Raw genomic sequence first — 13,737 nt, forward strand, 5'->3', positions numbered from 1 at the left:
GGTGTTGTCTTGCGGTTCACATGGGCTGGCCTAAGTAGGCCGGAATGACATCAAGTTCCGGAATTGCACGGCGTTTTGGCGCCTCGCTTGCTGCGGGTGCAATCGCTGCCACAAGCCTTGCGACGCTGCCTCTTGCCCTGCAGGCGCAAGAGGTGGTGCAGCCCACCGCCAACCCGGCAGCGGAGCGGCTGGCCGATGCGTTGCGCCGCCTGTCACGCAACCCGGAATCGCTGCCCGCGCTGATCACTGCCGGGCGCGCCTCGCTGGAACTGAACGATATGGACGCGGCCGAGGGCTTTTTCGCCCGCGCGCAGGCTGTCGATGGCGGAAACGGGGCGGTGCTGGCAGGTAAGGCACTGGTGGCGCTGCGCCAGTACGACCCGGTATCCGCGCTGCAATTGTTCGAGCGGGCGGGCGCAGCGGGCGAGGATCTCGCCGGATATGCCGCCGATCACGGCCTCGCATTCGACCTTGTGGGTGACAATGCACGTGCGCAGCAGCTCTATTCGCAAGCCCTGTCGCGCAGCCGGAATGACGAGGTGCTCCGCCGCCTCGCGCTGAGCCAGGCGATTAGCGGGGACCAGGCGGCATCGGAGGCGACCCTGCTGCCGCTTCTCCAGCGCCGTGACCTTGCCGCCTACCGCACGCGCGCTTTTGCGCTTGCCATCCTCGGACGCGAGGAGGAGGCGGTCTCGATTGCCGAGGCTATGCTGCCCGCGCGGCTGGCGCGGCGCATCGGGCCATATCTTCGGTTCATGCCCGAACTCACTCCTGCACAGCAGGCTGCGGCAGCCAATCTTGGCCGTTTCCCGGAGCGTGCGGAAATCGGGCGCGACGACCCGCAGCTGGCTCGGCGCATGCAATTGCCCGCCAATCCGGCGCCCACAGGCGGTGCGGACGAGCGCCTGATTCCGGGCGGTGAGCCGCTTGGTCCAGTAAGCGGGAGCACCGAATTGCCCGCCCTCGCCGAAGTCGAGGTGGAAACGGCGCCTCCGGCTTCCGGGGTCGTGCCGCAGGAAGAAGCGCCCGGTCCGTCCTTCTCGCTCTCCGAACCCCAGCCCACGGTGGATCTTTCGCCAGAACCAGTCGAAGAACCGGGCCTCAGCCTGACCGACGCCTTCGCGGACTTCTCGCTCGAGGATTCCGCCCCAGCATCCATGTCCGGCGCGGTGGACATCACCAGCATCGATATCCCGCGTGAGGAACGCGAACCCGAACCGCCCCCGCCGCCCGCTCATCCCAGCCGGCATTGGGTGCAGGTCGCGACCGGGCAGGATACGTCCGCCTTCCGTTTCGACTGGCGCCGGATCGTGCGCAATGCCGATGGGCTGCTCGACGATGCGGAGCCCTATCGCGCACGCTGGAATCAGACCAGCCGTCTGCTGACCGGTCCCTTCGAAACGGCGCAGGAAGCGCAGGAACTTGTCACCGAGCTGGCGGCCACCGGCATCAATGCCTTCCGCTTCACCAGCGATGAGGGCGAGGAAGTCACCGCGCTCGACTGACGGGGGCGGAGGGGCGCTATCCCCCGGTTTTCCCCAGTTTCTGCGCATAATTCCCCAGCTATTTGTGCACATATTGCCAACAGGCTTGTGGCACTTCTCCCCGGCCATCGCGGCATGGTGGATTGCGTATTAACCCATCGCCAGCGCATTGATGACGCAGCACGAAGGCGCCCGTATCGGGTAAGGCGGAGAGCGCAATTGGGGTCGAACGAGTGATGGACATCGGGCGCGAGCCGATTGAGGATGCTGAGGGGGCGGCACCGGTGGAAATGCTGGCGGCGCTGTTCGAAGCCCATGGCTGGCCCTGCGAATTCGTCAATGATGACGAGGTTTGCGGCGAAGTCCCCGGCAGCTGGACCACCTACCAGTTGCGCGGAATCTGGCGGCGCGAGGACCGCGTGCTGCAACTGCTCTGCCTGCCCGAAGTGCGCGTTCCCGATGGGAAGAAGCGCGCGGCCTATGAACTGCTGGCGCTGATCAACGAGCAGCTGTGGCTGGGCCATTTCGATATCTGGTCGCAGGGCGGCGTGCTGCTCTACCGTCACGGGCTGATGGTCGGCGATGATGGGATGCTGAGCCTGTCCGCCGCGCAAATGGCGGTCGAAAGCGCGGTGGCCGAATGCGACCGTTTCTATCCTGCATTCCAGTTCGTGCTGTGGGGCGACAAGAACCCGCGCGATGCGCTGGATGCAGCTTTGGTGGATGCTGTGGGCGAAGCCTGATATCGGCTTTGCGATGATCGAATCCATGCTCCTTGTCGGTTGCGGCAATATGGCCGGTGCCATGCTGGACGGCTGGCTGGCTGCCGGTGTTCCAGCGTCCCGTTTCGCCGTTGTCGATCCGGTGCGCGAGGATGCGCCCGGCGGCATTCCGGTGCTTCGCGAGCTTCCGCAGGCTGGCCGCTTCGATGCGATCCTGCTGGGCGTTAAGCCGCAGAACCTTGCCGAGGTTGGACCGCAGGTTGCGCCCTTGGCGGGAGAGGGGGCGCTGGTGCTTTCCCTGCTCGCCGGTGTGGAACTGGAGGTTCTCAAGGAGCATTTCCCCGCCGCCGCAGGTCATGTGCGGGTGATGCCCAATCTTGCCGTGTCGCTGGGCAAGGCGCCCATCGCGCTCGCAGCGCAGGGGCTGGATGACGCGGCCCGTGGTGCGGTCACCGACCTGCTGGCGCCGCTCGGCACGCCCGAATGGATCGGGGAGGATCGCTTCGACCTCGTCACCGCGCTCGCCGGTAGCGGCCCCGCTTTCGTCTATCGCTTCATCGATGCATTGGGCGCCGCATCGATCCGGCTGGGCTTGCCCGAAGAGCAGGCGCGGCGGCTGGCGCTGGCGATGGTGGAAGGCGCCTCGGCGCTGGCTGCGCAGTCGGAACATGATCCGGGGAAGCTGGCGGACATGGTCGCCAGCAAGGGCGGGGTGACCCGCGCCGGGCTCGACGTGCTGGACGATGGAGAGGCACTCGGCCGCCTTGTCACCGAAACGCTGCGCGCGGCGCGTGATCGCAGCGCGGAGATGGCCCGCGAAGCGCGCAAATAGGGGGCAGGGCTGCCTTCAACGCGCGTTAACCCTGCACCTACCGGTTTTGCTTGAATTTCGGGGACGGAATCCCGATATTCAGGTCAATCCGGCCCATTTTGTGAGGCCGGGCAGAGGAGAATTGGATCTCATGGCAAATTGGAACGACGACCAGCAGACCCGTCAGGGTTTCGGGGTGTCGCCGAGCCAGGCGGGTGATATCGCTGGCCGCACGACTTTCGACGCCGGCCTGCGCAAGCACATGCTGTCGATCTACAACTATATGGCATCGGGCGTGCTGCTGACCGGCATCGTCTCGCTGCTGTTCGTGAATTCGCCGCTGTTTTCGGCGGCCTTCAACGTGATCCAGACGCCTTATGGCATGTCGCTGCAGGCGACCGGCCTTGGCTGGATCATCAAGCTTTCGCCGCTCGCCTTCATGCTGTTCTGGTGGTTTGGAGCCAAGAACGCCAACAAGACGATGTTGCAAGCGATGTTCTGGGGCTTCTGCGTCAGCTTCGGCCTGTCGCTGTCGACCATCTTCGTCATCTATACCGGACAGTCGGTGGCGATGGCCTTCTTCAGCACGGCGGCGGCTTTCGCCGGCTTGAGCCTGTTCGGCTATACCACGCAGAAGGACCTGTCCGGCTGGGGCAGCTTCCTGATCATGGGTGTGGTCGGCCTGCTGGTGGCGATGGTGCTGAACATGTTCATCTTCCAGTCGGGCATGTTCCAGCTGGCGATCTCGGCGATCGGTGTGCTGATCTTCGCCGGCCTCACCGCCTATGACACGCAGCGGCTGAAGAACGAGTATTTCGTGGTTCGCGGCACCGAATGGGCAGCCAAGGCGGTTATCTACGGCGCGCTGAACCTCTATCTCGACTTCATCAACATGTTCATTTTCCTGCTGCAGATGTTCGGCAGCCGCGAATAGCGGAATCAGCCGGTCGCAGCTGCGATTCGCTTCATCGTGCCCGGGGTGCATAAGCTGCATCCCGGGCATTTCTTTTGGTGAATCATGGCGCTAATCAGTCAGCAAGATCGTGTTCAGACGCATTGTGTAAAATAATACGCAAATGCGCGGTGAGAGGACTTTGATGGGAATGCCCGATATTTGTTTGAAAACGCTGGCCGTGGCTGCGGGTGTCGCCGCCCTGGCGGCTTGTACGCCGCCGCCTCCTCCTCCCCCACCTCCGCCTCCGCCTCCGCCCCCTCCCGTGGCTGCGCCGGAGCCCATTCCCTACCGTCCGATCCCGCCGCGCGGTGCTGCCTACCAGATGGAAGTCCCGCCGGTTGACGCTTTCGGCCAGCGGCTGACGGTCAACACCGCGATCGACGAATCCGAAACCGTCTGGCACTTCCGCTCCGGCTGGAATGTCGCCGCGCTCAACTGCCTGGCCCCGGGAGACGAGATCATCACCAGCGCCTATGGCGAATTCCTGCGCGGCTTCCCCAACGGCTTGCGCTCGGCCAATCAGGCGATAGATCGCAAGTTCCGCGAAGACTACTCCTCCAGCCGCGAAGCGCTGCTCGCGCGCGAGGAACATGCGACGCAAGTCTATAATTACTTCGCCATGCCCGGCGCCCGGGCGGACTTCTGCGCTGCCGCGCGCGTCGTCGCGGGCCAGTTCGCCAACTACGAAGGCGACAATGTGAAGGAATTCGCCGCGGCCAACCTCCCATTGCTCGAAAATGCGTTCCTGCGCTTTTTCGAAGAATATGAGGAATATGAGCGGCTCTCAGCCGATTGGGACAGCCAGTATGGCACCCGCTATGGCCAGTCCCAGCCGGGTTACGTGGCCATCTATGGCAATGGCCTCACTACGGTTGGATCGACGCTGGCGAGCCAGCAAGAGCCTGCTGGTGCCGTGATCGACGTCGATACCGGCGCGGCCATCCCCGTGATTCCCGTGGATGACGGCAACACGGTGTCGACACCGGTCGTCCAGCCGCTGTCCAACGAGCCAGTCCAGGGCACATCCGTCGCCCAGTAATTTCTGCTTTGCATGGCCGGGTGCTGTTCGCTAATAGGCGCGCTCTTCGCGGCGGGCCTTGGCCTGCCTGCAAAATAACTGGAACGGGGCCGTAGCTCAGTTGGGAGAGCGCGTCGTTCGCAATGACGAGGTCAGCGGTTCGATCCCGCTCGGCTCCACCAGTTTTCACCTTCGGTGAAATCTGGTTTCCCCTTCGTTCCGCTCGCCCATCCGGGCGAGCGTCCTCGCGGCTATTCCCTCCGTTCCGGCTTCGCCGGCACTGCGGGGCCGCTGCGGGCGGGCGGTCGCCCTTGCGGACCCTGCGGGTCCGATCTATCGAGCTGAGCTGAAAATGGGCGCCGGAGACGGGCTGTGCTAACAGCCTGCAAGCGCGAATGCGCGTCGGCCGGTCAGGCCGGAAGCCAAGCGGCCCGGATGGGCCGCGCCCGGCGTCTGAGGGACTAAACAAAAATGCACTTTCTCGATCAGGCCAAGATTCACGTGAAGTCCGGCGCGGGCGGTCCCGGTGCGGTCAGCTTCCGGCGTGAGAAATACATCGAGTTCGGCGGCCCCGATGGCGGCAATGGCGGCAAGGGCGGGGACGTGGTGTTCCTGGCCGTGCCCGGCCTCAATACGCTGATCGACTTCCGCTATACCCAGCACTTCAAGGCCAAGCGTGGTGGACACGGCATGGGCAGGGATCGCACCGGCAAGGGTGCGGAGGACCTGGTGATCGAAGTGCCCGTCGGTACGCAAATCCTGTCGGAAGACAGGGAAGAAGTGCTCGCCGACATGACCGAGCAGGGCCAGCGCTTCGTGCTGCTGGAAGGCGGCATGGGCGGGCGCGGCAATGCCAGTTACAAGACCAGCACCAACCGCGCCCCGCGCCAGCACCAGCCGGGCGAGCCGGCGCAGGAAATGTCGGTCTGGCTGCGGCTGAAGCTGCTCGCCGATGCGGGCCTTGTCGGCTTGCCCAATGCGGGCAAATCGACCTTCATCAACGCCGTTTCCAATGCCCGCGCCAAAGTGGGCGCCTATGCTTTCACCACGCTGGTCCCCAAGCTCGGCGTGGTGACGCACAAGGGCCGCGAATTCGTGATCGCCGACATTCCCGGCCTGATCGAAGGTGCGGCCGAGGGTGCCGGGATCGGCGACCGCTTCCTTGGCCATATCGAGCGCTGCCGCGTGCTGATCCACCTGATCGATATTTCGGGCGCGGATCCGGTCGAAGCCATGCGCATCGTCGAAGGCGAGCTGGAAGCCTACGAGGCTGCACTGGAGCACAAGCCGCGGCTGGTAGCGCTCAACAAGGTGGACCTTGCGGATGCCGAACTGGTGGAAGGTTTTGCAGCCGAACTGAAGGAAGCAGGCGCGGACCAGGTCTTCCCAATTTCCGGGGCCACCGGTGCAGGGATCGAGGAACTGCTCGATGCCGTGATCGGCTATCTTCCCACGCAGACCAGCACGGAATCGCCGGGCCGCGTGCCCGATGAGGATGGCGAGGAAGAGGCCGACCAGAGCTGGGATCCGCTCGCCTGAGAACAAGCTATTATTTGCGCGGCGCGCGGCTTTCGCTAAGCGGTCTGGCATGACTATCGCGCGACTTGCCGATCTGGCCGATCCCCTGACAACGCCTCGCCTTGTGGTGAAGGTGGGCTCCGCCCTGCTCGTGGGGAAGGATGGCAAGCCGCGGCGCGAATGGCTCACCTCCCTGTGCGGCGAGATTGCCGAAGCGCGCAAGCGCGGGCAGCAGGTCGTGGTTGTGAGTTCGGGCGCTATCGCACTGGGCGCGGCGAAGCTGGGGCTTGCGAAAGGCGGGCGCGGGAGCCTGGCCGATGCGCAGGCCGCTGCCGCTGTGGGCCAGATCGCGCTGGCCGGATTGTGGTCCGAGCTGCTGGAACAGCAGGGCCTTACCGCCGCGCAATTGCTGGTGACGCTGGAAGACCTCGACGACCGCCGCCGCTATCTCAACGCCTCCGCCACGATCGGCCGCTTGCTGAAATCGGGCGCGGTGCCGGTGATTAATGAGAACGACTCAGTCGCCACGGAGGAAATCCGCTTTGGCGATAATGACCGGCTGGCCGCCCGCGCCGCGCAGGCCGCGCGCGCCGATGCCATCGCGCTGCTCTCCGATGTCGATGGTCTCTACGATCGCGATCCCGCCGATCCCGAGGCGCGCATGCTGCCCAGGGTGGAAGGCGTGACGGCGGAAATCCACGAAATGGCCAGCGGTTCCTCCTCCTCGGGCCTTGGCTCTGGCGGCATGACCTCGAAATTGCAGGCGGCGGAGATTGCCGAACGTGCGGGGATCACGCTTGCCATCATCAATGGCACACATGAGCGGCCCATCGCCCGCGCGCTGGAGCATGACACGGGAACGCTGTTCCTGCCGCGCCGCAATGACGGGGCGCTGAAGTCCTGGCTGGGCGGACGGCAGCGCATGGCGGGCGTGATCGTGGTCGATGCCGGTTGCGCCAAAGCCTTGGCAAAGGGCGGCAGCCTGCTGGCGACGGGCATCACCGCTATCGAGGGCGAGTTCCGCCGGGGCGATCCGGTGGGCATACGCGATGCTTCCGGGCGCCCGCTGGCGCAGGGGCTGGTCGAATATGACTCCGCCGAAGTCACCCGCATCCAGGGCCACCGCAGCGAGGAGCTGGAGCCGCTGCTCGGCTATGCACCGCGCTCCGCCGTGGTCCATCGGGACCAGCTGGTGCTGCTGTGACAATCGCCATTACCGGAGCCACGGGCTTCGTCGGCCAGGCGGTGCTGGACGAGGCGGGGCGCAGGGGGCTTGAAGTCAAGGCCCTGACCCGTCGCGAACAGAAGGCGCGCGAGGGGGTGGAGTGGGTCTCCGGCGACCTGCATGATAGCACCGCGCTCTCCACGCTCGCTTCCGGTTCCAAGGCGCTGCTGCACATCGCCGGCGTGGTCAATGCGCCGGACAGAGCGGGTTTCGAGCACGGCAATGTGACCGGCACCGCCAATGTCGTCTCCGCCGCGCGCACGGCCGAGACCGAGCGTTTTGTCTGCGTCTCCTCGCTCTCCGCACGCGAGCCGGGACTGTCCGATTACGGCCTATCCAAACGCATGGCCGAGGAGAAGGTGGAGGTGAGCGGGCTCGACTGGACGATCATCCGCCCCCCGGCGATCTATGGCCCGCGCGATACCGAAATCCTCGAACTCTTCCGCGCCGCCAAATGGGGTGTGGTGCCGATGCCGCCCGAAGGCCGCGCCTCTCTGATCCATGTCGATGATCTGGCCCGCCTGCTGCTCGACAGCGCGCTGGGCACGGGCCGCGACTGGTCGCAGCGCATCTTCGAGGTGGATGATGCGCGCAAAGGCGGCTGGGCGCATTCCGAGCTTGCCCGCGCCATCGGTGAGGCGATGGGGCGCAACGTGTTTGCCCCGGCCGTCCCCGCCGGGCTGCTGAAGGCGGCGGCGCAGCTGGACCGCATGCTGCGCGGAGAAAAGGCCAAGCTGACGCCCGACCGGGCCAGCTACATGGTTCATCCCGACTGGGTCAGCGATCCGGAAAAGGCCGTGCCTGAAGCGCTGTGGTCCGCGCGCATCGACACGCGCGAGGGCCTGCGCGAAACGGCGCGCTGGTATGCAGAGCAAGGCTGGCTTTAGGGCAACAGCTGCGCGCCCAAGGGCGAATCTCTCCGGAAATTTCATACAAATTTCGCGACGGGGGGCTAGTGTGCTAGCCCGCGAAATCGGATCGCAAGCGCCATTCGGACCGAGTTGCGCGAAGTGGAAATATGGGGGCAACCATGTCTAGGAAAACGAGCCGGGTATCGCGGCGCTCTTTCGTTGCGCTGGTGACGGGCGCAGCAGCAACCACGATGATCGCATCGCCCGCCAAGGCGCAGCGCACCGGGCGGAGTGACTCCGACCCGGATGACAGCGTGGGGTATGGGCGCACCGGCTTTACCGATTCCGATCCCAATGACAGTGCGGGTCATGGCCGCAGCAATATGACCGACTCCGACGCCAGCGACCGCGCTGATTACGGCCGTGGCAGTGGAGGCAGCTCGGGTGAGACCGATTCCGATCCGGACGATGCTGTCGGGAATGGCCGCGGGAGCGGTTCGGGCATTTCCGACAGCGACAGCGGTGCCAATGCCGACCCGTCCGGACGCGGTCGCGGCTCCGGCGTCACGGACTCCGATTCCAGCGATGCCTATAACAATGGCCGCGGCACTCGTTCCGGCGTGACCGATTCCGATCCGGACGACTCCTTCGGAAATGGTCGCGGTGGCGGTACCGGGATGACGGATTCCGACACCGGTGCCAATGCGGACGCGGTAGGTCGCGGCCGCGGCAGCTAAGGCAGGGGTTTTCCTCGAGCTGGCAGGCGGATAGGTCATTCTCTCATGACTGCTGCCGCCAATGCCAAGCCCAGCCCGCTCGCCAGCCTGATCGCACCGCTATCGGCTGAGGAGTTCTTCGCGCGCTATTACGAGAAGGACTGGTTCTGTACGCCCCAACCCGTGGCGGAGGTGGGCGATCTGCTCAGCATCGACCGGATCGACGAGATACTGTCCGATTCCGAGCTCCCGCCGACCTCGCTCACCATGGCGAAGTCCGGTGCCAGCCTGCCGCTTTCGGAATATACCCATGCCAATGGCGTGATCGATCGCGGCGCGGTACTCGACAATTTCCGTGACGGCGCGACCATCGTGCTGCCGCAGCTGCATTATGCCGATGGCAAGCTCTATGCCTTCTGCCTGGCGCTGGAGCGGGAATTCGGCGCGCGCATCCAGACCAATATCTACCTCACCCCCAGCAATGCGCATGGTTTCGGCGTCCATTATGACGGGCATGACGTCTTCGTGCTGCAGGTCTCCGGCCGCAAGAAGTGGGAGATCTACGGCCAGCGTGACGGGCTGCCCTTCCGCGGCGAGAAGTTCAGCAAACACCGCGACGATCCGGGCGAATTGCGCGAGACATTCGTGCTCGAGCCCGGCCAGTGCCTCTATGTCCCGCGCGGCCTTGCGCATCGCGCGCTGACCGAGGGGGACGAGGCGAGTCTGCACATTACCGTGGGCATCCTCGTCCAGACATGGGCCGAATTCATGCTGGAAGCGGTGGCGGAGGCGAGTTTACGCATCCCCCAAATGCGCCAGTCGCTGCCGCGCTCGCTCTATTTCGACGAGGGCAAGCGTAGTGAGCATGCGGCGATGTTCGCCGATCTGATGGCGCAGTTGGGCAGGGAGGCCAGCTTCGATGCCACGCTGGCGGCCTTTGGCAGCAATTTCGTGCAGGGACAGGGCCCGCGCATTCGTGGTGCGCTGAATGCCCTTGTGGAAGGGATTGGCGAGGATGACCGGCTGCGCGTGCGCGACAGCATCCTCTACACGATCGAGGAGGGCGAGGGCGGGCCGCAACTGGCGATTGCCGGTTCGATGATCGACCTTGCCGCCGATCTCGCGCCGCAATTGCGCGAGCGGCTGGCGGCGGGCGATCTGTCCATGTCCGATTTCACGGTGACCGACCGGCAGGACCTGCGCGACACGGTGGAAACGCTGGTTGCTTACGGCCTGCTAGAACGGGCCTGACACCTTTCTCTTGGTCACGGCAGTCATAGGGCGACTGCCCGCCCGCAGGTGCCCCGCACCCCGGACTTGATCCGGGGGAAGGGAATAGCACCGAGGATGCCCGCCCGGATGGGCGGGCGTAACCCAAACCACCCAAAGAAAAAGCCCGGTCGGACAAGCCGACCGGGCTGGAAAGTTTTGGGAGAGGATGCCTGAAAGGCCCGTTCCTTATGCGGATGGCTCCCGATTCACTCAAACGCGATTACTGCACCAGCTATTGCATTCTATGCAACTAAACCCAAAAAGCCACGCAATTACGCGGTTTTGCGCTCAGAAAGCAGGCTCGTAGCCGGGCGGCAAATCGCCTTCATCGCCATTTTGCGGGTTGTTGGGCGAATGGATGCCGCACTCGGTCTTGTCCCAGCCGCGCCAGCGACCGGCGCGCGGGTCCTCGCCCGGCTTGACCTTGCTGGTGCAGGGCGCGCAGCCGACGGAGAGGTAGCCTTGCTCCTCCAGCGGATGGCGGGGCAGGTCGTGCTCCTCGAAATAGGTTTCGAGGCGCTGCTTGTCCCAATCGCCCAGCGGATTGATTTTCAGCCGGCCATCCTCGATCTCGAAGCGCGGCAGGTTCTGGCGGGTGACCGACTGGAAGGCCTTGCGGCCCGAAATCCATGCATCGAGGCCCTGCTTGGCGCGCGCGAGCGGTTCCACCTTGCGGATCTCGCAGCAGCCATCGGGGTCCCAGCTCCAGCGCAGACCGTTGTCGTCCTTTGCGGCCAGAACATCGGGATCGGGCTGCACGACGGAGGGGTTTTCGAGGCCCAACGCATCGATCAGCGTGTCGCGATATTCCAGCGTCTCGTCGAACATCTTCATCGTATCGACGAAGACGACCGGGACGGAAGGATCGGCCTTGGCCACAAGGTGCAGCAGCACCGCGCTTTCGGTGCCGAAGCTGGAAACCACGGCGACGCGGCCCAGCGATCCTTCGGCAAACAGCTCTGCCAGCATGGGCCCCGCATCCACGCCTTCGAAGCGCGCGTTCAGCCGATCCGCATCCGCCTGGGTGAAGGCGGGTGCGGTCTCGATCACGTCACGCTGGCGGGCGGGTTCAGCCATGCCGCCCATCACCATGACGAAGGGCCCAGATCGGCTGGCGAGCGTCCACGGTCTTCTGGTAGACTTCCGGGAAGCGGGTGAGGGCGGCTTTCACATCCGCCTCGTTCAGCTTCTTTTCGGGCGCGAAGGCATCGAAGCCGCAACGGCGCATATAGGCGATCTGGTCCACCAGCACTTCGCCCACCGCGCGCAATTCGCCGGTAAAGCCCGCCTCGCGCAGGATGCGGGCGGCCGAATAGCCGCGGCCATCGCCGAAGACGGGGAAGTTCACTTCCACCAGCGCCAGGCGTTCGAGATGCGGCAGCAGGTCGCGCGCATCGTCGCCCGGTTCGATGCGGACGGCGCTGGCATTGGTCTGCTCCAGGAAGGCATCGACGGTGACCATGCCGTGATCGACCATCTCGTCATCACGGAAGCGGAATTGCACCTGGTCGGGGCTGGTGCCGAGATCTTCAGCCATAAAGCGCCTCCTTGAACGGATCCATGCCGATGCGGCGATAGGTATCGAGGAAGCGCTCTCCCGCATTGCGGTTGGCGAGATAGACGTCGGTGGCCTTTTCCACCGCGTCCACGATCCCGTCCTCGTCGAAACCTGGGCCGGTGATCTTGCCGAGCGACGTGTCCTCCGCCTCGCTGCCGCCGAGCAGCAGCTGGTAGTTTTCGATACCTTTGCGATCGACGCCCAGGATGCCGATATGGCCGGCGTGGTGATGCCCGCAGGCATTGATGCAGCCGGAAATCTTCAGCTTCAGCTGGCCCAGCTCGTCACCCTTGCCGGTTTCGGCAAAGCGCTGCGAAATCTTCTGCGCGACCGGGATCGAACGCGCATTGGCGAGGCTGCAATAATCGAGGCCGGGGCAGGCGATGATATCGTCGATCTGGTCGAGATTCGGCGTGCCGAGCCCCGCTGCTTCCAGCTTGGTCCACAGCTCATGCAGGCGAGCGATCTCGACATGCGGCAGGACGATGTTCTGCGTGTGCATCACGCGGCATTCGTCGAAGCTGTATTCCTTCGCCAGATCCGCCATCAGGTGCATCTGTTCGGTCGACGCATCGCCTGGAATGCCACCGACGGGCTTCAGGCTGATGACGGCGCTGACATAGCCCGCCTCCTTGTGCGGATGGGTGTTGCGATCCATCCACAGCGCGAATTCGGGGTCCGAACGGTCGGCCTCGGTCGCGCCGCCGGTCTTGAATTCCGGATCGGCGAAATAGGTCTTGATCCGCTCCAGCTCTGCCAGCGGGGGCTCAACGCCCTGATCCAGCATATGGGCGAATTCTTCCTCGACCTGGCGCGTATATTCGTCCTTGCCCAGCTCGTGGACGAGGATCTTGATGCGCGCCTTGTACTTGTTGTCGCGGCGGCCATAGCGGTTGTAGACGCGCAGGCAGGCCTCCGAATAAGTGACCAGCTGGTCCAGCGGCACGAAGTCGCGGATGCACGGCGCGATCATCGGCGTACGGCCCATGCCGCCACCGACATAGAAGGCCGCGCCCAGCTCACCAGCGTCATTCTTGACGATCTGGATGCCGATATCGTGCAGGCGCATGGCCGCGCGGTCGGTATCCGAAGCGATCACCGCGATCTTGAACTTGCGCGGCAAGTAGCTGAATTCCGGGTGGAAGCTCGACCACTGGCGCAGGATTTCGGCATAGGGACGCGGATCGACCAGCTCGTCCGCAGCAGCACCGGCGAAATGGTCGGAGCTGATGTTGCGGATGCAATTGCCGCTGGTCTGGATCGCGTGCATTTCCACCTTGGCGAGATCGGCCAGCAGGTCCGGCGCGTCTTCCAGCTTGATCCAGTTGTACTGGATGTTCTGCCGCGTGGTGAAATGGCCATAGCCGCGGTCATACTTGTCGGCGATGTCCGCCAGCACATGCATCTGCGCGGAATTGAGCGTGCCATAGGGTACCGCCACGCGCAGCATATAGGCGTGCAGCTGGAGGTAGAGGCCGTTCATCAGACGCAGCGGGCGGAACTGTTCCTCCGGCAGCGAGCCTTCGAGGCGGCGGCGCGTCTGGTCGCGGAATTCCTCCACGCGGGCATCGACCATGGCCTGGTCGTATTGGTCGTACTTGTACATG

At 64.6% G+C, this 13,737-nt stretch carries 13 protein-coding genes and 1 tRNA gene; 11 read left to right on the forward strand and 3 right to left on the reverse strand.

All coding sequences use genetic code 11. The annotated features are described in order from the left end of the window. Nucleotides 1–44 precede the first annotated feature (44 nt). From E5222_RS02640 to E5222_RS02690, 11 genes are all read left to right on the forward strand, one after another. Nucleotides 45–1,505 (forward strand): tetratricopeptide repeat protein, encoded by a 1,461-nt coding sequence (locus E5222_RS02640; protein ID WP_136692166.1) that lies wholly within the window; start codon nt 45–47, stop codon nt 1,503–1,505. Between the two features lie 215 nt (nt 1,506–1,720). Beyond that, complete coding sequence (locus E5222_RS02645; protein WP_136692167.1) at nt 1,721–2,227, forward strand: type III secretion system chaperone family protein; 507 nt, start codon at nt 1,721–1,723, stop codon at nt 2,225–2,227. Beyond that, on the forward strand, nt 2,193–3,038 hold the full coding sequence (locus E5222_RS02650; protein ID WP_246021565.1) for a pyrroline-5-carboxylate reductase family protein: 846 nt from the start codon (nt 2,193–2,195) through the stop codon (nt 3,036–3,038). The genes E5222_RS02645 and E5222_RS02650 overlap by 35 nt, the downstream gene beginning before the upstream one ends. Before the next feature lie 130 nt (nt 3,039–3,168). Then, the gene (locus E5222_RS02655; protein WP_136692168.1) at nt 3,169–3,951 is read left to right on the forward strand and encodes a Bax inhibitor-1/YccA family protein; all 783 of its coding nucleotides are present in this window, start codon (nt 3,169–3,171) and stop codon (nt 3,949–3,951) included. Nucleotides 3,952–4,234: 283 nt separating this feature from the next. Then, nucleotides 4,235–5,011 (forward strand): hypothetical protein, encoded by a 777-nt coding sequence (locus tag E5222_RS02660; RefSeq protein WP_136692169.1) that lies wholly within the window; start codon nt 4,235–4,237, stop codon nt 5,009–5,011. Nucleotides 5,012–5,096: 85 nt separating this feature from the next. After that, a tRNA-Ala gene (locus E5222_RS02665) sits at nt 5,097–5,172 on the forward strand. A 289-nt stretch (nt 5,173–5,461) separates the two neighbouring features. Further along, on the forward strand, nt 5,462–6,529 hold the full coding sequence (gene obgE, locus E5222_RS02670; protein WP_136692170.1) for a GTPase ObgE: 1,068 nt from the start codon (nt 5,462–5,464) through the stop codon (nt 6,527–6,529). A 49-nt stretch (nt 6,530–6,578) separates the two neighbouring features. Beyond that, a complete protein-coding gene (gene proB / locus E5222_RS02675) occupies nt 6,579–7,712 on the forward strand; it encodes a glutamate 5-kinase (protein WP_136692171.1) in 1,134 nt (377 codons plus the stop codon). Further along, on the forward strand, nt 7,709–8,620 hold the full coding sequence (locus E5222_RS02680) for an NAD-dependent epimerase/dehydratase family protein (RefSeq protein ID WP_136692172.1): 912 nt from the start codon (nt 7,709–7,711) through the stop codon (nt 8,618–8,620). Before proB ends, E5222_RS02680 begins: the two co-directional genes overlap by 4 nt. 215 nt (nt 8,621–8,835) lie before the next feature. Beyond that, a complete protein-coding gene (locus E5222_RS02685; RefSeq protein WP_211196075.1) occupies nt 8,836–9,321 on the forward strand; it encodes a hypothetical protein in 486 nt (161 codons plus the stop codon). Between the two features lie 45 nt (nt 9,322–9,366). After that, on the forward strand, nt 9,367–10,551 hold the full coding sequence (locus E5222_RS02690) for a cupin domain-containing protein (RefSeq protein ID WP_136692174.1): 1,185 nt from the start codon (nt 9,367–9,369) through the stop codon (nt 10,549–10,551). Nucleotides 10,552–10,860: 309 nt separating this feature from the next. Here E5222_RS02690 and E5222_RS02695 read toward each other — a convergent pair whose 3' ends face one another. Genes E5222_RS02695 through E5222_RS02705 form a run of 3 tightly spaced genes read right to left on the reverse strand, consistent with a single transcriptional unit; the run spans nt 10,861 to nt 13,736 of the window. After that, nucleotides 10,861–11,649 carry a phosphoadenylyl-sulfate reductase gene (locus E5222_RS02695; protein ID WP_136692175.1) on the reverse strand — a complete coding sequence of 263 codons (789 nt, stop codon included), beginning with the start codon at nt 11,647–11,649 and terminating at the stop codon, nt 10,861–10,863. Then, complete coding sequence (locus E5222_RS02700; RefSeq protein ID WP_136692176.1) at nt 11,642–12,109, reverse strand: DUF934 domain-containing protein; 468 nt, start codon at nt 12,107–12,109, stop codon at nt 11,642–11,644. Before E5222_RS02700 ends, E5222_RS02695 begins: the two co-directional genes overlap by 8 nt. Beyond that, entirely contained in the window at nt 12,102–13,736 is a 1,635-nt protein-coding gene (locus E5222_RS02705; protein ID WP_136692177.1) for a nitrite/sulfite reductase, read from the reverse strand. Before E5222_RS02705 ends, E5222_RS02700 begins: the two co-directional genes overlap by 8 nt. Nucleotide 13,737 lies beyond the last annotated feature (1 nt).

The sequence above is a fragment of the Alteraurantiacibacter aquimixticola genome, from assembly GCF_004965515.1.
GTDB classification, from domain to species: Bacteria; Pseudomonadota; Alphaproteobacteria; order Sphingomonadales; family Sphingomonadaceae; genus Alteraurantiacibacter; species Alteraurantiacibacter aquimixticola.

Coding starts and splice junctions, on each gene's coding strand:
- E5222_RS02640 (WP_136692166.1), top strand. CDS start 45: ATGACATCAAGTTCCGGAATTGCACGGCGTTTTGGCGCCTCGCTTGCT.
- E5222_RS02645 (WP_136692167.1), top strand. CDS start 1,721: ATGGACATCGGGCGCGAGCCGATTGAGGATGCTGAGGGGGCGGCACCG.
- E5222_RS02650 (WP_246021565.1), top strand. CDS start 2,193: ATGCAGCTTTGGTGGATGCTGTGGGCGAAGCCTGATATCGGCTTTGCG.
- E5222_RS02655 (WP_136692168.1), top strand. CDS start 3,169: ATGGCAAATTGGAACGACGACCAGCAGACCCGTCAGGGTTTCGGGGTG.
- obgE (WP_136692170.1), top strand. CDS start 5,462: ATGCACTTTCTCGATCAGGCCAAGATTCACGTGAAGTCCGGCGCGGGC.
- proB (WP_136692171.1), top strand. CDS start 6,579: ATGACTATCGCGCGACTTGCCGATCTGGCCGATCCCCTGACAACGCCT.
- E5222_RS02685 (WP_211196075.1), top strand. CDS start 8,836: ATGATCGCATCGCCCGCCAAGGCGCAGCGCACCGGGCGGAGTGACTCC.
- E5222_RS02690 (WP_136692174.1), top strand. CDS start 9,367: ATGACTGCTGCCGCCAATGCCAAGCCCAGCCCGCTCGCCAGCCTGATC.
- E5222_RS02695 (WP_136692175.1), bottom strand. CDS start 11,649: ATGGCTGAACCCGCCCGCCAGCGTGACGTGATCGAGACCGCACCCGCC.
- E5222_RS02700 (WP_136692176.1), bottom strand. CDS start 12,109: ATGGCTGAAGATCTCGGCACCAGCCCCGACCAGGTGCAATTCCGCTTC.
- E5222_RS02705 (WP_136692177.1), bottom strand. CDS start 13,736: ATGTACAAGTACGACCAATACGACCAGGCCATGGTCGATGCCCGCGTG.